The sequence below is a fragment of the Catellatospora tritici genome (assembly GCF_019083965.1).
GTDB classification, from domain to species: domain Bacteria; phylum Actinomycetota; class Actinomycetes; order Mycobacteriales; family Micromonosporaceae; genus Catellatospora; species Catellatospora tritici.
The window spans coordinates 84325-101947 of sequence record NZ_JAHRCY010000004.1; the positions used below are offsets into that span (position 1 = coordinate 84325).

Consider the following 17623-nt stretch of genomic DNA (forward strand, 5'->3'; position numbering starts at 1 on the left):
CGAGATCATGACGGCGTCGCGGCATAGGCGGCCGCCTTCGGGGAGCTGTCCGCGACGACCGTCTCGACGATCGTCCCCCGGCCCGGCGCGGAGACCACCCGTAGGGTGCCGCGGACGGCGGCGGCCCGTTCCGCCATCCCGATCAGGCCGAAACAGCCGCTCAGCCCGGCCGGTACCCGAAACCCGCACCCGTCGTCGGTGACGTGCAGCCGCACACCCCCGGCGACGGGCGCCAGTTCCACGGTCACGGACGTCGCCCCGGCGTGGCGCGCGATGTTCACCAGCGACTCGCGCAGGATCTGGCCCAGCTCGTAGCGCTGATCCAAGGGCAGGTCGGCGGGCCTGACCGACACCCGAACCGCGATCCCCTCGCGCTCGCTCCACTGACGGCAGATCCGTTGCACCGTCGCGGCGAACTCGTGATCCGGATCGTCCAGGCGCAGACCCTCAAGGACCTGCTGCGCCTGGCGTACGGCGGCGGTGGCGCCCGCCGACACCGTCGCGGCCAACTGCTCGGCCAGGCCCGGCTGCCGGCGCAGCGAAGCCGGTAGTGCCAGCGCCGCGAACGAGACCCCGCGCAGCGTCTTGGTGACCGAGTCGTGCAGCTCGCGGGCGAGCCGGGCCCGCTCCGACGCCGCCGCCGTACGCTGCGCCGCCGCGACCAGCCTGACCGACGACTCGACATACCCCGCCAGGGCGGCTGTCGCCACGGCGGCGCCGACGGCGGTGAGCACGTTGGCGATCGGGAAGGCGAGGACGAAACCGGCCAGGCTCGGCGCTCCCGGCACCGAGCCGAGCAGGCGGGCGGCCACCAGGTAGCCGAGCCCGGCGTAGCACGCGGCGGGTAGCAGCGCCCGGAAACCTACGAGCACGCCCGCCAGCGCGCTCGCGCCGACAGCGCAGCAGAAGAAGGCGACCTCACCGCCCCCGAGCCCGAGGACGGCCACCACGATCGTGGCGTCCGCCGCGAGGACCGGGAGGGGGTGGCTGACCAGGTGGGGATTGCGGGACAGGCAGACGAGGGCGACGGTGGTCGCGAGAAAGACGAGCAGGAGCACGGCGAGCAGCGATGCGGGCCGCGCGCTCAGGCGCAGGACCCCGCCGGTGATGGTGAGAGTCGCCGCCGCCCGGCCGAGCAGCACCGCCCGCGCGACGGCGGCCCGCGCGACGGTGCGGTCAAGGTGGCCGGCTGTCGTGGTCATGCGTTTGCCCCAGGCATGGGTGATACCTGACGATCTTTCGGGGAGCGCTCTCTCTGAGGATCGGCCAATTGATCGGCAGTTGTCAAGATAGCTGCCGACCGCTCCGCGGCGGGTCGCCGGCAGGTCCGCCGGGGGTGACCCTGGGGTGGTCAGGCGGCGGTCAGACGGCGGTGAGCAGCGCGTCGAGAGGTCGGGGCGGCCTGCCTTGACGAACCGCGGCCTCCGCGAGCAGGCGGGTGTAGCGCAGATTCCGGCTGCCGCTGCTGCGGAGGAACCGGTAGATCTGCGCCTCGATCTGCCGACCGCGCCAGGCGGGCTGACTTTGGAACTGCCGGAACAGCCCGAGGTCACCCTCGGCGTCGAAGAGTGCTTGCACCTCTTCGGGTCCCAGGGCGCGGATGAGTTCGTCCTCGAGATCTCTGTCGCAGACGTGGAAGCCCAGCCGCTCCATGTCGGTGCCGGTGAGATCCGAGCCGACATGAGCCGCGACGGCCCGCCGGAACAACTCGGCCTCCCGAAGGTCGCACAGGCCCGCGAGCCGCACCCGGGTGGCCAGGGGTCCCAGGCTCGTCAGGAAGCGGCCGATCGCGTGGGCTCCTCCGATCGGCACGATGACGATCCGCTCGGCATCGAGATCACGCCCGCGTGCCGTGGCGACCGCGCGCAGCGCGATCTCGTCGAGGATGCCCTCGACGAGCACCAGGGCCACCGCGCTGTCGACCTTCGCCAGCGCGCGGGCTGTCGCCCGGACCGTGGCGTCGGGGCCGCCGATGTCGCTGAGGGGCGCCCCGCCGGTGGGCTGGCCGCGGCCGGTATCGGCATCCATGCTGGTGATCCTCGGTGATTCGGCCAGTTCTCGGCCAGCGATTAACGGCGCGCCAGGCGGGGGTCTCGGCCCGCCGACGATCACTTACGCATAGATACATGTAAGCATATGCTTGACCGATGAAGCCTTTCGAGGAGGTCAGCATGCGCACCTTACGGTTACTGCTCATCATCGGTGTCGCCACGGCGGCGGGCATGACCGCGGCCGCCGTCCCGGCACAGGCGCAGAAGCCCGGGACGATGTGCGAGTGGAACGGCACGTGGTATCCGCACGGTTGGTCGGGGGTGCTCGACGGCCGCTACATGGAGTGCTCGTACGGCGTGTGGCACATGATGTGACGACCTGACCGGTCGACCGCGACCCCGGCAGGCGCTCGGCCGCGCGGCGCCGCGACCTCGTTCGCGGTGGAGCCGCGGTGCGTTCGGCGGCCTGCCGGGGGCTCAGGCCCGTGTCGTGGTGAGCAGGTAGTCGTCGGTCTCCGGGTCCCATCGCAGGTCGACGATTCCGGCGGTCGCCGCCGCTTTGCAGAACTGCAGGAAGCTCCGGTAGCCGAGTTTCTTCTCGCTGAACTCCGGCTGGGCCCGGCGCAGCTGGTTCTTCAGGCCGGACAGTGCCACCGGGCCCGCGTTGCGGCTCAGGTCGGTGACGACCGAGCGCAGCAGCCCGAACTCCGCCTCGGGGCCGCCGTGCTCGGGCAGCGACACTTCCGGATCGCCCTTGGCGGGCCCTTCGCCGAGCTCGACGACGTCCCGTTCGGCGAGGTATCGCAGCAGCTCCCCGAAGGTGCGGAACCCGTAGTCGGCCTCGTTGAACGTCGGGTCCTTGCGCAGCAGCGTGCGCTTGAGCGTCGACGCGGTCACCGCCCCGCCGGAGCTGCCCTGCAGGCCGGCGACGGTCTGGGCGACCAGCACCGCGAGGGTGTCGACGTCGCGGGCGGTCTCCTCCGGTGCCGCCGCGGGTTCGAGTTCCTGCTCGACCGGCTGCGGCACGGTCTCCGGGGGCTTGGCAGGCGCGGTCGTCCGGCCGCCTCGGGCGCGGGCCGGTCTGATCTCGACGCCTTCGAGCCGGTCGTAGTAGAGGAACTCGTCGCAGGCCGGTGGGAGCAGCGCCGAGGTCGACTGTTCGACCCCGACGCCGATGACCCGCTTGTTCAGCTCGCGCAGCTTGTGGACCAGCGGGGTGAAGTCGCTGTCGCCGGTGCCGAACACGAACGTGGAGATGTAGTCGCGCTCGAAGGCCAGTTGCAGGGCGTCGACCGCCATCTTGATGTCGGCGGCGTTCTTGCGCGAGGTCCCCATCCGCTGCGGGATGTCGATCAGCTCGACATGCGACCTCGTCAGCAGTCGACGGTCCTCGTCGAAGTACGACCAGTCGGCGTAGGCGCGACGCACCACGACCCGTCCGCGTTCGGCGAGCGCGTCGGCGATGGGCCGCAGGTCGAACGTCATCCCGCCGAGGTGATCACGGGCACCGATCGCCAGATTCTCGTAGTCCAGGAACAGGGCTATGCGATCCTCTTGATCCACGCCGACCAGCGTACGCCTACGCCCGTGCGCGGGCTCGCGACCTCGCCCGTGCGCGGGTCGCCGTCCACCGGCGAACGAGGAGCGTCCTCAGGCTCGGGGTCGGTCGGCTCCGGACGAGCTGCCCACCTTCACCGAGCGGGCAGCGGAGGGCGACCCCGCGGCCACGCCGCTCGGGCGGGCCGCGGCCGGGGCGGCCGGACGGCCACCGTAGGGCCACCAGTTCGCCCGGCCGAGCAGGGACATCACCGCGGGCAGCAGCAGGCCGCGTACCACGACGACGTCGAGCAGCACGGCCACGGCCATGCCGACGCCGATCTCCTTGACCGCGACCAGCTGCCCGAGCGCGAAGCCGAGGAAGACGACGCCGATCGACACCGCCGCCGCGGTGACCACCGGTCCCGTGGCGATGATCCCGGCCAGCACCGCCCGGTCGTTCGCGGCGCGGTCGTCGCCGGTACGCCGAGACCATTCCTCCCTGATCCGGGCCAGCAGGAACACCTCGTAGTCCATGGACAGGCCGAAGACGAACACGAACAGCAGCAGCGGCGTGGTCAGGTCCAGCGCCCCCCAGGGTTCGAACCCGAGCAGCGCCGCGCCCCAACCCCACTGGAACACCGCGACCAGCACCCCCAGCGTGGCCAGCATGGTGAGCAGGTTCATCAGCAGCGCCTTCACCGACGCCACCACCGAGCCGGTGAGCAGGAACAGCAGCAGCGCGGTGGCCGTGACGACCACCGCCAGCGCGACGGGCAGCCGCGCGGCCATGGCGTCCTTGGCGTCGACGAGTTCCGCCGCCGGCCCCGCCACCAGCACCGGCAGTGCGGTGTCCAGCGCCCGCAGCTCGCGGACCAGCCGCTGGACCTGCTCGCCCGCGGGCGGACCGGGGGTCTCCACCTCCGCGATGGTGGCCTGCCCGGGTACGCCCTCGCGCAGGTCCACGTCGGTCACCCCGGGCAGGGCGCGCATCCGGTCGAGCAACCCTCGGACCGCGGGCTCGTCGGGGCCCGCCTCGATCACCACGGGCACCGGCTGCGGGTACTTCGCGGCGAAGTCGCGCTGGACCGCCTCATACGCCCGCCGGGCCTCGCTGGCTGCGGGCAGCGACCGGGCGTCGGAGCCGGCGAGGTGCACGTGCAGCAGCGGCACGCTCAGCGCCAGCAACGCCCCGGTCACCGCGAGGGCGACCACGGCAGGTCGGCGCTGCGCGAACGCGGCCGACCGCGCCAGCAGCCCGAGGCCGCGCCGGGCGGGCCGCCGCCACACCCAGGTCCGCGTCCCGGGCGTCGGGATACGCCGGTGCGCCACCGCGATCAGCGCCGGGACCAGGGTCAGCCCGGCCGCGGTGGCCAGCGCGACCACCAGCGCGCCGCCCAGCGCCATCGCCGCGAGCAGCGGCTCGGCGAACACGAACAGCCCCGACAGGGCGACGCCGACCGCGAGCCCCGCGACGAGCACCGCCCGCCCGGCCGCGGACACCGTCCGGGCCAGCAGTTCCGGCAGCGGCGCGCGGGGGTCGGCGGCCCGCTCCTCGCGGAACCGGGCCAGGATCAGCAGGCTGTAGTCCACGGCCAGGCCCAGACCGAGCAGGGTGACGACGTTGACCGTGTATTCGCTGATCGGGACCGCTTCGGCCAGGCCGGTCAAGGCCAGCAGCGTGCCCGCGACCGTGGCCAGCGCCGTGCCCAGCGGCAGGCTGCTCGCGCCCAGGCCGCCGAGGATCAGCACGAGTACGCCGCACAGCGCGACCAGCGCGACCGACTCCCCGAACGCGGCGTCGGCGATCGCCTGGTCGCCGAAGTCGCGTTCGGCGAGCAGCCTGCCGCCGACCAGCACCTGCGGCGCGTCGATGCGGTGCAGCGCGGCGGCCACCCGGTCGGCGACGGCCAGGGCCGCGTCGTCGTCCAGGTAGGGCGACAGCTCGACGACGACCAGCGAACTCTGGTTGTCCGACGAGATCTGGCCTGAGCCCGCCGTGTACGCGTCGGTGACCTTGACGACGCCGGGGATCGCCCGGACCTCGTACATGATGCGGCTGGCCTGGCTGACCAGGTCGCTGGCGAAGAAGTTGCGGCCGGAGACCACCGCCACCAGTTGCTCGCCGGTGGGGGTCAGTTCGTCGATGCGGGCCTGGGCCCGGGTCGACTCCGTGTCCGGTCGCAGTCCGTCCAGCGGCTGGGTCCGGTCGTAGACGGTGCCGCCGAGGACCGCGCCGCAGAGGGCGACAACGGCCCAGACGGCGAGCACGGCGTACCGAAACCGGGCGACAGTACGACCGAGCCGTGCGAGCATCGCGTCCTCCCGAGGCTGCCGTGCCAATCTGGACGGTCGCCCCGCCATGAAATACCGCCGACCGCCCGACCGCAAGGTGCCAGGGCTGGTCCCGGTGGCGGCGCTCGGGGCGTCCGTGCCGGTACGAAGATCGAACCGGTGCCCGTCTCGACCTCGGCCGGGCACCACGACTGTGTCGCCATGGCTCGGATAGTCGTGGCGTCATTGCCGTTCGCCGGTCACGTGGGTGCGATGACCGCGGTGGCCGCGGTGCGGGCCGGGGTGCCGCTGGTCGTCGCGGGCGCTTCGCTCGACAAGCCGGAGGTCGCCCGCCGAGTCGCCTGGTCCGGCGTCGGAAAGAACCTGCACACGGGCCGACCCGGCGCGGGCCGGGTCCGTCGCGCGGTGCGGCAGCTGGCCCGGCCCGAACACGCTCGACGGGCCAGGGAACTGGGCGCAAAGATGGCCGCAGCCGGCGGCGCTGGTGCGGCGGCCACGCTCTTGGAACAACTGATCGTCGACCGGACGCGGCGAGACGACGGACCCGACGCCTCGGTGGCGGCATTCACCGCACGTTGACGACGTACTGTTCGGTAATGTGAGCACATGGTCACGGTGACGGCGAACGACGTTCGTGTCCTCGCGCGATCGCGAGATGTCGATCCGGTGCTCGCCGTGGTGGGCGACGAGGTCGTCGTGCTTCCCAAGGCGGACCTCAAGGAGGGCGACGTAGCCCTGTGCAGTCAACAGAAGCTGGTCAGCGAGCTGGGCGATGAGATCACCGACATCGAAGCACAGCTCTTCGCCGGGCGCCTCACCAACCTGGTGACCGAGTAGCCGGATTTCCAGGCTTCGCCGGATGGGTCCGGCGTTCGTGCGGCGTCATCGAGCACCGGCCGCCTCGCCACCTACCGGTGCCCGCGAGTTCGGCGAGGTGGATGTCGACGACGGTGCTCGCAGCAGCGCTTCGACGGTGTCGAGCTGACGGCTGAGCCCCATGCTGTCCAGGAACGTGGGAAGCAGGGCGACGTCGACGTCCCAGACAACCGTGGGCAGGCCCAGTCGGTATGTGTAGTGCTCGACCAGTTCGGTCTGGCGGTGCAGCTCGCAGGTGTGGCCCGCGGCGCCGCACCAGGTGGTGTTGCGTCCGCTGACCGGGACGCACCACTCGATGATGAGACCGTCCAGCCGGGGCCGGCCGACATCCCAGCGGTATGGCAGACGCCGCGTCCCGTCGGTGAGGTCGCGGTCGATCTGCAGGAACACGAGCTCGTGCCCGCGTCCGATGAGACCGTCCACGAGGCGGCGGCGGCCGCTCTCCAGGTACCCCCAGAAGCTGTATCCGATTCTCATGTCGATCGGCCGCCTCAACCCGATCCCCGGGCAGGGGAATCCAGGTTCGCGTACTTGTAGGCGGCCAGGGCGGCTTCGGTGCGGGTGCGCAGGTTCAGTTTGGTGAGGATGTGGTACACGTGACTGCGCACCGTCGCCTCCTGGATGCCCAGCCGCCGGGCGATCGTGGTGTTGGTGATCCCGTCGCCCATCGCCTCGAAGACCTCCAACTCGCGTACGGTCAGGGCGGTCTCGATGTGGGCGAAGCAGGACGGCTCGCGGGTGATCTTCGCCGCCATCCACCCCACCAGCGATGCCGCGATCGATGACGAGAGGAACGTGCGACCACCGGCGGCGTCGAGGACCGCGTTGCCGAGGTCCTCGTGGCTGGTGTTGCGGTCGACGAAGCCGCGGACCGACTTGGTCACCGCGCGCCGCAGCGTCGGCCGGTCGTCGGCGTCCATGACCGCCACCACCGGCAGCTCGCGCCAGGAGCTGCCCTTCTCGGGCAGGTTCAGCGGAAGGTCGTCCTGCAGCCACACGTCGCTGACCAGCAGCAGATCGGGTTGCAGCGTCGGAACCGCCGACAGGCCTTCCCGTACGGCCTGGAAATCGCCGACGACGGCGATGCGCGCATGCGACCGCAGGACCGATCGAAGCCCGGCCCAGAGCAGGGGGTCACGCTCCAGGATGGCCACCCGGACGAGAGCCCCGTGGACACAGGTCTCCGCCTCGGCATCGAGGACAGTGTCGCCTCCGCCGGTGGAAGGAGCCGATGGTGAAAGTGGAACAGCCATTCGCGAGTCACGACTCCATTCCTTCTACAGGTACCAGTGGGTCGAGCGGTGGCCGGTCACGGCACGCCGCAGTCGGTCTCCGGTCGGCTGCCCCGAGTCGCGCCGCCGGTGGTGAGGGTTCGGCTCAACCGATCCAATCCGGTCCGGAACGCGTCCGCCGGGCCGCCGAAGCCGAGCCGCGCGTGCCTCGGGTGCCCGAAGCAGGAGCCCGGAACCAGCAGGACGGAGCTCTCCCGGCCCAGACGCGTGCACAGCTCGTCGGCGTCGGGGGAGCGCTCGAAGCGCGGGAAGGCGGTGCAGCCTCCCGTCGGTGGGGTCCAGCTCACCAGTTCCTCGTGCTCGGCCATCCACGTCGCGAGCACGCCCAGGTTCGTCCGGGCCTGCTCGCGGCGCATCGTCACGAGCAGGTCGGCGTGGTCGATCGCCCGTTCGGCGAAGAACTGGGTCAGCGGGGACAGGCAGATGGTCAGCGCGTCGCGTTGCGGGAGGAACCGTGCCAGCAGGTCCGGGGCGCCCAGGCACCAGCCCACCCGGGTTCCCGGCATACCGTAGGCCTTGGACATCGTCCCGATGGAGAGGCATCGCTCATATCGCAGCGACGGCTCGGGCAGCGGCCGCGTGTCGTAGGTCAGTTCCGTGAACGCCCCGTCCCAGACGAGGTAGGCGCCGCTTTCGGCGACGATGTCGAGCAACTGCTCGAACTGCGGCTGGGTCAGGCTCGCGCCGGTCGGGTTGTTCGGAAAGTTGACCGAGACCATCCTGGTGCGGGTGGTGACCAGCTCGCGCAACTCGTCGAGGTCGGGCGTGAAGCCGTCGTCCTCGCGCAGCCGCCACGGCACCACGCGGCAGCCGATGGACAGCGCGATGGAGCTGAGCGAGTGGTAGCCGGGGCTGACCACCACGACCTCGTCGCCGGGGTCGAGCAGTGTGCTCATCGCGAGGAAGATGGCCTCGGTCGAACCGTGGGTGGCGAACACGCGGTCGACGTCACCACCGGTGAACCGCCCGGCCAGCGCCCGGCGCAGACCAGGGCTGCCGTAGGTCTCGCTGTCGTCGAAGGTCAGCCGGTCCAGGTCCTCGTGCGTGATGCCGAGCAGCCGCCGCAGCTCCCCGACCGACCAGCACTCCACACCACTGCTGCCGAGGTCGATCGTGGTCGCGAAGTAGAACTCGCGCATCCAGTCCTCCAGCGCCGCCCTGCCCAGCCTCATCGCGGACCCGCCGGATGCCGTGTCGCAACGTTGGTGTCCATGGCCGTCAGCTTCCCGTCGCCTGGTAACGGCGCAGCCCGAGCCGCCACACCGTCAGGGCCGCCAGCACCGTCACGACCGCGACGACCGGCGTCAACAGGACCAGGTCCCGCTCGCCGAACAGCAAGTAGGTGACCGGGTAGTAGGACGTGAACGCGAAGGGCACCATCCAGGTGAGCAGGGACCGCAGCGCCGGGTGGTAGAGGTCCAGCGGGTAACCGGCGAACATCGACAGCTCGTTGACCGATCTCATCGCCGAGAAGCTCTGTGTGGTCCAGAATGCCAGCGACGCGAGCAGCAGCTTGATCGCGAAGTGGATCAGGGCACCGCAGACCACCAGGAGCAGCCCGACGGCGATCGCCTCGCCGGTCGGCACCGCGAAACCGACCTGGCCGGCCGCGTACGACACCAGCGCGAGTCCGAGGACCAGCTCGCCGAGGGCGTCCGGCCACACCAGACGCTCGGACAGGACCATCAGCAGAGGGTTCACCGGGCGGATCAGGTAGCGGTAGAACTCGCCGCCCCGGATCTCGAACGCGCTGATCAGCCAGATGTTGTCGGTGAACATCTTGTCCAGGCCGCGCGGCAGCATCGTGAAGCCGAGCAGGAACAGCACATGGGCGAAGTCCCAGCCGCCGACGGTCGGGACCAGCGCGAACAGGGCTCCCACCAGCGCCGCCTGCACGCCGAACATCACCAGGAAGCCGAATGCCCCCAGGATGAAGTCGCCGCGGTACTCCGCCAGGCGGTGCAGCGACACGCCGCACATGAACCAGGTCAGCCGTAGTGTCCGAAGGATGCTCATCCGCCCAGTACCTCGATTCGGCGTAGCGCTGCGCGCCACACGAGGGCGCTCAAGACGACCATGAGTGCCGCCCACCCGGCCTGGCGGAGCAGGATCAGCCCGGCCTCGCCGATGCCGTCGAAGCGTTCGAGCAGCAACCGGACCGGCCCGTCGACCATGCTCTGGAACGGCAGGGCGGAGGCGACCGCGGCTACCGGCCGCGGCAGCAGGTCCAGCGGCACCAGCGCCCCGGAGAGGAAGACGACCAGGCTGTTGACGACCATGTTGACGCCCCAGGTGTTGGTGGTGATCAGCGCGGAGACGCCGACCAGCAGCTGCACCGTGAAGGCGATGACCACCGAGGGGATGGCGGCCAGCGTGAACAGGGCGACCCCGGTGGGGGAGGGGGCGTAGGGCGAGAACACCAGCGAGAAGAGCACGACCAGTGGGATGCCGACGAGCAGGAACTCGGCCAGCACCACCGGCAGCGCCATGAAAGCACGGGTGATCGGGTAGCTGACCGGTCGTACCAGCGACACCGCGATGTTGCCCTCGACGATCTCCTGTGCGGTGCCCTCGCCCGCTCCGCTGGTGTGCAGCAGCGTGAGCAGCTGCGCCGCCACCAGGTAGGTGGTGATGGCGGCCGCGTCGTAACCGCCGAGGCTCTGACCCGGGCTCTGGGTGATGACCGCGCGCCACAGAAAGACGACCACGGCCGTGCTCACCACTTTGATCAGCAGCGAGACGAACAGGTCGGACCGGTACTGCAGGCGGGCTTGCAGGGTGCTGGTGGCGAACGGCAGGTACCGGCGAAGGCTGGCCCCGCTCATGCGCGCCCCCCGGTGTAGATCTCCTGGATGACCGTCTTCAGCTCCGGTTCGGGGGCGTAGCAGTCGGTGAGCTCGAACCGCTCGAGCAGGCTCGCCAGCACCTCGCGGGAGGTGAGCTGGTCGGCGGGGTAGTCGATGCGTACGCGGTGGTCGTCGGTGACCGAGGCGGTCGCCTTGGGCAGCATCGCGTCGACTTCGCGGACGGTCTCGTCGAGCGTCTCCGGGCCGCTGTGGCTGAACAGCACGCTGCGTTGCGAGGCGGTGGCCACCAACCCGGCGATGGTGCCCTGGTGGATGACGCGCCCCTTGTCCACCACGAGGACCTGGTCGCAGATGGAGGTGATGTCGCCGAGGTCGTGGCTGGTGAGCACGACCGTGGTGCCGAGCTCGGTGTTGGCTCGGTTGATCAACGCCCGCACCGCGTCCTTGACCATCAGGTCGAGTCCGATGGTGGGCTCGTCCCAGAACACGACCTTCGGGTCGTGCAGCAGCGAGGCGGCGACCTCGGCGCGCATGCGCTGGCCCAGGCTGAGCATCCGGACCGGGGTGCCGCCGAGTTCGTCGATGTCCAGCAGCTCGCGGTAGATGCCCAGGTTGCGCTGGTAGACGGCGTCCGGGATGTCGTAGATCCGCTGCAGGATGCGAAACGAGTCGGTCACCGACAGGTCCCACCACAGCTGGGTGCGCTGCCCGAACACGACGCCCATCGCCTGGGCGGCGGTGCGGCGGTCGCGGTAGGGCTCCACCCCGTTCACCAGGCACCGCCCGCCGGTGGGGGTCATGATGCCGGTGAGCAGCTTGATGGTGGTGGACTTGCCGGCGCCGTTCGCGCCGATGTAGGCCGTCTTCGCCCCGGCGGGCACCTCGAACGAGACGCCGTCCACGGCCCGCACGGTCTCGTATTCGCGGCTGAAGAGGCTGCTGAGTGCCCCTCGCAGGCCTGGTCGGCGCACGTATTTACGAAATTCCATACTCAAATCTGTCGCTGTAATCACGGCGAGCAACGTAACAGTAGGCGACCCTGGCTGCAAGGTCTGGAAACCATCGTGAGATATTAAAAGGTTTGGCCGCAAAGGGTTTGGGGACGGCAAGCGGGCCGAGCGCGCCGCACCGCGCTCGGCATCCGGTATTCCCAGGTCAGCGGCCCGCGAAGGAGCCTTGCCGTCGATCAGTCTCGGAATTCACCACCTCGCAACATTCGCGGCTGTCGGCGGGTCGGTTGATGCCTGCCGGTCCGCCGCCGAAGGAGGGCGGCCCCGCCCGGAGCGGACCGCCGGGCTGTCACCGCCGGTCCCGCAGCAGTTCCACCGCCTGTTCCAGCACCCGCTGCTCCACGTCCCGCATCCGGCTGAGCTGCTCCACCTGGGCGGGGCCGAATTCGGAGGCCTTTCCGCTCATCTCGCGGAAGAGCATCCTGTTGCGCAGCTGGAACGCCTGCTTCTCCAGGGATCTGCCCTCCGTCGCCAGCTCGGCGAGGTCGTCGCCGAGCAGCTCCGCCATCCGGTCGAGCCGCTGCCGCATCAGCCGCTTGTGCTCCCACAGCACGTGCAGGAAGTGGATGCTGTACTCGGCTTTCCCGGCGACGTAGTCGGCCAGGTACTCCTGCAGCGGCGCGTAGGAGTCGATGCCGTAGCGGCGGGTCCAGGCCGGCTGGAACATCTCGAACGGGATGGACACGTTCGCGCCGTTGAGGTAGTCCTCGAACGACCGGCGTACGAGCCTGAAGTTGAAGTCGTAGCTCGCGTCCTGCCGCACGCGATACAGGTAAACCTGTGGGCACCAGTTCGGGACGACGTCCAGGCTGCGATAGGCGAGCCTGAGCTGTTCGAAGCCGATGGTGGACCTGCGGATGACGTCCTCCTTGGTGAAGCCGAACGTCGAGAAGGTCCGCGCCGCGTCGTCCAGGCCGCACAGGAGGATGTCGTGCGAGCCGTTGCGGACCCCGTAGCCGGGCCGACTCGGCACGTAGTAGTCGTCGAGGTTGAGGTAGACGTAGTAGCCCGCGTCGATCGCGTCCCGGCAGAACCGCACCGGGTCGACCCCCGTGCCGTTGATCCAGTCCCGGTTGGCCCGGACCACCTCGAGCCACGGACTGATCGCATAGTCGTACAGGCAGAAGCAGAAGGGCACCGGCGAGCCGGGGCTCTCGTCGTAGGCGAGATGGATGTAGTTGCTCAGAATCCAGTCCCGCGAGCGGTCGTCGGTGCCCATGACCGCCAGCGGGAAAGCGTAGAAGTGGTATCCGAAAGCGATCGGATCGGCGAGGGGGAGCTCCTTCGCGGTCACGTCACTCCTTTGCCGGGATGTGCGCCGTATGGAATGGGGTCGTTGCGCCGCGGTGGCCCGCGGCGCGACGCAGGGCTGCCACCTAGGCTCTGACCTGCGCCTGGCCGAAGCCGTGCTCGCGGCGCTCCGACTCCGGCCGCGCACGCGGCGCGCGGACCAGCACGCGCTTGAGCCAGCGGTCGGTTCCGTCGTAGCGGGCCCGGAACGAGCCACGGCCATGGACCGCGACATCGTTGTCGATGATCAACAGATCGCCCTGCTCCAGCTCGACGACGAAACTGGTCTCGTCCAGCTGCCGCCCCAGACGGTCATAGGCCTGCTGGAAGCCGTCGTCCTGCCCCAGCATTCGGGTGTACGTGGGGTCGTAGCGCAGACAGAGCCTGCCGTCGCGGTGCCACAACGTCGCCATCCCCTGCGAGGTGCGACAGTCGGCCACGTCGTCCTCATAACTGGCGTCGGGAAAGATGACCAGCTTCGGCTCCGACAGCTCGGCGACGTGCTCGTCGCTCAGCTCGACCGCGCCCGCCGTGGCGATGCGGCTGCCCACGCCGTCGGGATTGCGCACGCAGGCCAGCAGCAGGAAATCGGCGCGGTCCGGATGGAACGCGTCCTCGGTGTGCCAGGTCAGCGGCGCGATGCTGCTGCCGCCCACCTGCACCGTCTCATACCCGGGTGCGGGCAGGATGTTGTGGACGATGTGGCCGTCCTGCTGGTTCTCCCAGCCGAAGACCTCGCCGTGCAGCGCCGCCACGATGGTGAGGCCGATGTCGAACCGGGCCGTGCGTTCGCGGTCCACGTCCTTCCAGTGCGTCGCGGTCGGTCCCTGCTCGCCGAAGGCGGCGAACAGACCCTTGACGACCCGGTAGCCTGCCCCGGGCCGGGGTGGGTGGGTCAGCCGGGTCAGCCGCGCCCGGGTCTGCGCGGGCAGCGCCGCGGCGGCCCGCGCCAGCACGGAGTCCGCGGTGACCCCGTCGGCGGCCAGGACACTGGCCGCGTGGACGAGCTCCCGGGCCAGCTCGTCCCGCTCGGTCTCGATGTCCAGAAGCGTCATCGAACAGCCTTTCCGTTGCCGAGGTTCAATAACCTCGCGAGAGGTCGACGGTGTTGTCCAAGGGACGGGCGCGGCGATAGCGTTCGATCTGCGCCAGCAGCAACGCCAGGCAGCGCTCGTCGGTCTGCACGGTGCTGTCGGCGCAGTGCGGCGTGATGATCGTGTTGGGCAGGGCCCACAGTGGTGAGTCGGCCGCCAGCGGCTCGTCGTCGAAGACGTCCAGGGCCGCTCCGGCGAGGTGGCCGCAGCGCAGCGCGGCGGCCAGCGCGTCCTGGTCGACGACCGGACCTCTGCCGACGTTGACCAGGAAGGCGCCACCGGGCAGCAGTGCCAGCTCCCGGGCACCGATGAGACCGCGGGTCTGCTCGGTCAGCGGAGCCGCGATCACCAGGGCGTCCAGCTGCCCGAGAAACTCGGGTAACTGAGCCGTCCGGTACGTGCGGGCCACCTCGGCCACCGCCCCGGGGCCACGGCGCAGGCCGAGCACGACGGCACCCAGGGCCGTCAGCAGCCGGGCGGTAGACCGGCCCAGATCACCGAGGCCGAGCACGCCGATGGTCTTGTGGCGGATCTCATCGGCCGCCACCGGCCGCCACAGCCGGTCGCGCTGCGCGTCGAGCAGTGTCGGCAGCCGCTTGTAATGGGCCAGCAGCAGCGCGGCGACATGCTCGGCGACAGCCGGGCCGTGGGTGCCGACGCCGTTGGTGACCACGACGCCACGGCCGCCCAGCGCAGCCAGCACCTGCGGCGGCACCCCGCTGGCCTTCGTGTGCAGCCACCTGAGGTTCTGCTGCGCGGCGACGAACCGAGCCAGCTCCCCCTCATCGGCCTCCCACACCAGCGCCACGTCGAAGTCCGGTCCGTCGCCGAAGTCGTGGAGCTCGCCGTCCGGCCACGCCGTGGCGACCTGCTTGGCGACGGCCCGTGATCCGCCGTGGAACAGCCGTACGCGGGTGGGCCGATCGGCCGTCACCGGGCACCCTGCGCGTGCCGGCGGACGCTGCGTGGCCGCAGGTCCGTCCACACCTGTCCGATGTGGTCGAGGCAGTCGCCACGGCTGCCCTCGAACCCGTCGCCGACCCAGCCCGCGGGTACGGGCTGCCCGGCCGGCCAGACGGAGTACTGCTCCTCGTCGTTCAGGACGACCAGGTACCGCTTCGATTCGTTGGGCTCGTTCATGCGGAACTCCTCGAGGTCGGGGCTGCGTTCGGATTCACTCGACGATCACCGGCTTCGGCAGCTGGTCGGCGTCCTTGATGAAGCAGGAACCCGGCCCGCCGTCGCGCCTGAAGGAGGCGGCGAGCGCCGCGAAGTTCTCGTCGCTGGTCAGGTAGTAGTCGGCCAGCTTGTTGACCATGTCGGGTGACGAGCCGCTGCCGCGGCGGATGTCCGGCGACCACGACAGCAGGAAGATCGCGGCTTCGGTGTAGCCGCGGTCCAGCCACTGCTGCCACATCGCGTCGCGGTCGGCCTCCTGACCGGCGAAGAAGCCCACGGCGCGCTGGCGGGGCCCGCCCGGCGGCCGCGCCCCGGGCGTCGGCTCGCCGCGCAGCTGGACCCGGCGCCCGCCCAGGTAGATCAGCCTGATGCCCTTGTTGACGCAGAACGTCAGCGCCTCGGCGGCGGTGTTGACGTTCGGCTCGCCCTTGTCGTTCAGCGACGTGTTGCACAGGATCGGCACGCCGGTCTTCTCGCGGAAGGCGTCGATCGCCCGGTACAGCAGGGGATTGGCTGCCGCGGTGACCGTCTGGTGGCGGGCGGTCCCGTCGAGGTGGACGATCGCCGGAACCCGGTCGGCCGCCTCCTCGCGCACCCGGACCGCCTCGAGCATGAACGGCGACGGGCGGTCCTGCTCGAACCACGCGCCGGAGTGCTCGGCCAGCACGATCGGTGCGACCGGGCGCCACCACTGGCGCTGCTTGTAGTGGTTGAGCATGTCCTTCACCTTCGAGGTGCGCGGATCGCCGAGCAGGCTCCGGGCGCCCAGCGCCCGCGGCCCGATCTCGGCGGGACCGTCCACCCAGGCCAGGACGTTGTCGGTGACGTCGGCGACGAACCGGTCCGCGGCGAACTCGCTGACGTCGGCCACCCACGGCGCGAACTCGGCCAGTGCCGCGTCCACGTCGCGCAGCGGCATGCCCTGGTACGGAGAGTCGATCAGCAGGTCCGCCCCGTCGAAGGCACCCGCGCCGTGCAGGCCCAGCAGGCCGAGTCCCAGCGCCTGCCCGGAGTCGTTGGCGCACGGCGGCGTCAGCAGACCCCGGAACTTGAACCGGTCCAGCAGCAGCGTGTTCGTGGGGCAGTTCAGCGCGAACCCGCCGCCCATCGACAGGTAGGCGTCCTCGGTGCGTACCTCACCCAGTGCGCACAGCAGCTCGACGTTGTCGATCGCGATGAGGTCGCACGCGCGCTGGACGTGCTTCATCACCGCGCTGCGGATGTTCTCCTCGCGGCTGAACGCGCTGTCCATACGGTGCTCGTCCAGCTGCTCCTCGGCCTCCTTGAGCAGCGACTCCACCAGCTCGAACGCCGTCTTCCACGGTGTCTCGCGGCCGCCCCGCAACCGCAGGGAGGCCACCGCCGCCTCGATGTCGAACGCGAACGCGGTGCGGCTGGCCGACGCCAGGGCCATGAGCGAACCGGGCTCCAGCCCGAACCTCGTCGACGCGGCGGTGTAGATCGGGCCGGGCGAGGCCACGGGCGCGAACGCCAGCTCGCCACGGCGGGACAGGCAGCCGGCGTACCAGTACCGCGGGCTGCGGGAGTCCAGCACGGTGTCCGGCGCCCCGTCCACGGCCATGCCGAGGATGGTCTCGTTCTTGAACAGCGCGGTGTCCATGAGCAGCCCGCTGAACAGGTGCGACAGGCTGTGCACGGGGAACTGCTCCGCCCCGGCCGGAACGGTGATGGCCTGCGCGCGCGGCAGGCCGGGCGTCCCCCATACCGCGCTCATGTCCGCCAGGCTGAGCCCCTCCTCGGCCAGCAGCGCGTCGAGGAAGGCCCCCGCTCGGTCGTGGGTGTACAGCGGCCAGGCGTGGTGCTTCTGGCCGCTGACCCGCTCGACCTCCCACATGCGCGCCAGTTCGACTCGTCCGCGAGTGCGCCGCCACAGTGCCACGCAATGGTCGTGCCTGGCGGACAGGACCGAGAGTTCACCCGGTGGAATCAGGTAGCACGAAAGAAAGTATTCGGTGTCACGGCTGCTTTCCACGTTGTCGTCTCCTGTCTGAACCTGGCTGTCCGTGCTTTCGGCAAGGACGACTCCGGTCGTCGAGAGCGCAGCATAGGCGGCGCGACGGGAGTAGGTCGACAGCAGCTCAGGCAGGGTGACTAAGCGAAACGTTGAGGCTCTGGCAATGGTTTGTTGAATTGCTTCTGCTCGATTTAGACAATTGGCCGCTCAGGTGCTCGGCGGTAGCCTCCTCGATGGACGAATGGCGTCCACTTGTTCAGTCTTGCTGGTCAAACGGG

At 70.3% G+C, this 17623-nt stretch carries 18 protein-coding genes; 3 read left to right on the forward strand and 15 right to left on the reverse strand.

Annotated features, from left to right (window positions below; translation table 11 throughout):
* Positions 1–5 precede the first annotated feature (5 nt).
* Both KUA19_RS10220 and KUA19_RS10225 read right to left on the reverse strand, forming a co-directional pair.
* Entirely contained in the window at positions 6–1202 is a 1197-nt protein-coding gene (locus tag KUA19_RS10220; protein WP_217395944.1) for a sensor histidine kinase, read from the reverse strand.
* A gap of 160 nt (positions 1203–1362) precedes the next feature.
* Entirely contained in the window at positions 1363–2112 is a 750-nt protein-coding gene (locus tag KUA19_RS10225) for a TOPRIM nucleotidyl transferase/hydrolase domain-containing protein (RefSeq protein ID WP_217395945.1), read from the reverse strand.
* 35 nt (positions 2113–2147) lie between these two features.
* Between KUA19_RS10225 and KUA19_RS10230 the strand changes: the two genes are divergently transcribed.
* On the forward strand, positions 2148–2366 hold the full coding sequence (locus KUA19_RS10230) for a hypothetical protein (protein ID WP_217395946.1): 219 nt from the start codon (positions 2148–2150) through the stop codon (positions 2364–2366).
* A gap of 102 nt (positions 2367–2468) precedes the next feature.
* On the opposite strand, the gene KUA19_RS10235 is transcribed toward KUA19_RS10230, so the two are convergent.
* Together KUA19_RS10235 and KUA19_RS10240 are read right to left on the reverse strand one after the other, a co-directional pair.
* Positions 2469–3554 carry an NYN domain-containing protein gene (locus tag KUA19_RS10235; RefSeq protein WP_217395947.1) on the reverse strand — a complete coding sequence of 362 codons (1086 nt, stop codon included), beginning with the start codon at positions 3552–3554 and terminating at the stop codon, positions 2469–2471.
* Positions 3555–3641: 87 nt separating this feature from the next.
* The gene (locus tag KUA19_RS10240) at positions 3642–5843 is read right to left on the reverse strand and encodes an MMPL family transporter (protein ID WP_217395948.1); all 2202 of its coding nucleotides are present in this window, start codon (positions 5841–5843) and stop codon (positions 3642–3644) included.
* A gap of 138 nt (positions 5844–5981) precedes the next feature.
* Here KUA19_RS10240 and KUA19_RS10245 point away from each other — a divergent pair, with 138 nt between their 5' ends.
* Both KUA19_RS10245 and KUA19_RS10250 read left to right on the forward strand, forming a co-directional pair.
* Positions 5982–6401 carry a glycosyltransferase gene (locus KUA19_RS10245; RefSeq protein ID WP_217395949.1) on the forward strand — a complete coding sequence of 140 codons (420 nt, stop codon included), beginning with the start codon at positions 5982–5984 and terminating at the stop codon, positions 6399–6401.
* 27 nt (positions 6402–6428) lie between these two features.
* The gene (locus tag KUA19_RS10250) at positions 6429–6659 is read left to right on the forward strand and encodes a hypothetical protein (protein ID WP_217395950.1); all 231 of its coding nucleotides are present in this window, start codon (positions 6429–6431) and stop codon (positions 6657–6659) included.
* A gap of 45 nt (positions 6660–6704) precedes the next feature.
* Here KUA19_RS10250 and KUA19_RS10255 read toward each other — a convergent pair whose 3' ends face one another.
* From KUA19_RS10255 to KUA19_RS10305, 11 genes are all read right to left on the reverse strand, one after another.
* Positions 6705–7175, reverse strand: coding sequence for a hypothetical protein (locus KUA19_RS10255; protein WP_217395951.1), 471 nt, complete (start codon positions 7173–7175; stop codon positions 6705–6707).
* A 14-nt stretch (positions 7176–7189) separates the two neighbouring features.
* Positions 7190–7852, reverse strand: a complete 663-nt coding sequence (locus KUA19_RS10260; RefSeq protein WP_217395952.1) for a LuxR C-terminal-related transcriptional regulator — start codon at positions 7850–7852, stop codon at positions 7190–7192.
* A gap of 155 nt (positions 7853–8007) precedes the next feature.
* Entirely contained in the window at positions 8008–9162 is a 1155-nt protein-coding gene (gene vioD / locus KUA19_RS10265) for a capreomycidine synthase (protein WP_217395953.1), read from the reverse strand.
* A 46-nt stretch (positions 9163–9208) separates the two neighbouring features.
* Positions 9209–10006 carry an ABC transporter permease gene (locus KUA19_RS10270; protein WP_217395954.1) on the reverse strand — a complete coding sequence of 266 codons (798 nt, stop codon included), beginning with the start codon at positions 10004–10006 and terminating at the stop codon, positions 9209–9211.
* Entirely contained in the window at positions 10003–10815 is an 813-nt protein-coding gene (locus tag KUA19_RS10275; RefSeq protein WP_217395955.1) for an ABC transporter permease, read from the reverse strand. Before KUA19_RS10275 ends, KUA19_RS10270 begins: the two co-directional genes overlap by 4 nt.
* The gene (locus KUA19_RS10280) at positions 10812–11786 is read right to left on the reverse strand and encodes an ABC transporter ATP-binding protein (protein WP_217395956.1); all 975 of its coding nucleotides are present in this window, start codon (positions 11784–11786) and stop codon (positions 10812–10814) included. Before KUA19_RS10280 ends, KUA19_RS10275 begins: the two co-directional genes overlap by 4 nt.
* 310 nt (positions 11787–12096) lie before the next feature.
* Positions 12097–13101: a hypothetical protein gene (locus KUA19_RS10285; protein WP_217395957.1), complete on the reverse strand. Its 1005-nt coding sequence runs from the start codon at positions 13099–13101 to the stop codon at positions 12097–12099.
* Positions 13102–13183: 82 nt separating this feature from the next.
* The gene (locus KUA19_RS10290; protein ID WP_217395958.1) at positions 13184–14152 is read right to left on the reverse strand and encodes a TauD/TfdA family dioxygenase; all 969 of its coding nucleotides are present in this window, start codon (positions 14150–14152) and stop codon (positions 13184–13186) included.
* A gap of 25 nt (positions 14153–14177) precedes the next feature.
* Positions 14178–15125 carry a D-2-hydroxyacid dehydrogenase gene (locus KUA19_RS42570; protein WP_217395959.1) on the reverse strand — a complete coding sequence of 316 codons (948 nt, stop codon included), beginning with the start codon at positions 15123–15125 and terminating at the stop codon, positions 14178–14180.
* Positions 15122–15331, reverse strand: a complete 210-nt coding sequence (locus KUA19_RS10300) for an MbtH family protein (protein ID WP_217395960.1) — start codon at positions 15329–15331, stop codon at positions 15122–15124. The genes KUA19_RS42570 and KUA19_RS10300 overlap by 4 nt, the downstream gene beginning before the upstream one ends.
* Positions 15332–15365: 34 nt before the next feature.
* On the reverse strand, positions 15366–17225 hold the full coding sequence (locus tag KUA19_RS10305) for a carbamoyltransferase C-terminal domain-containing protein (protein ID WP_217395961.1): 1860 nt from the start codon (positions 17223–17225) through the stop codon (positions 15366–15368).
* Positions 17226–17623: the final 398 nt, after the last annotated feature.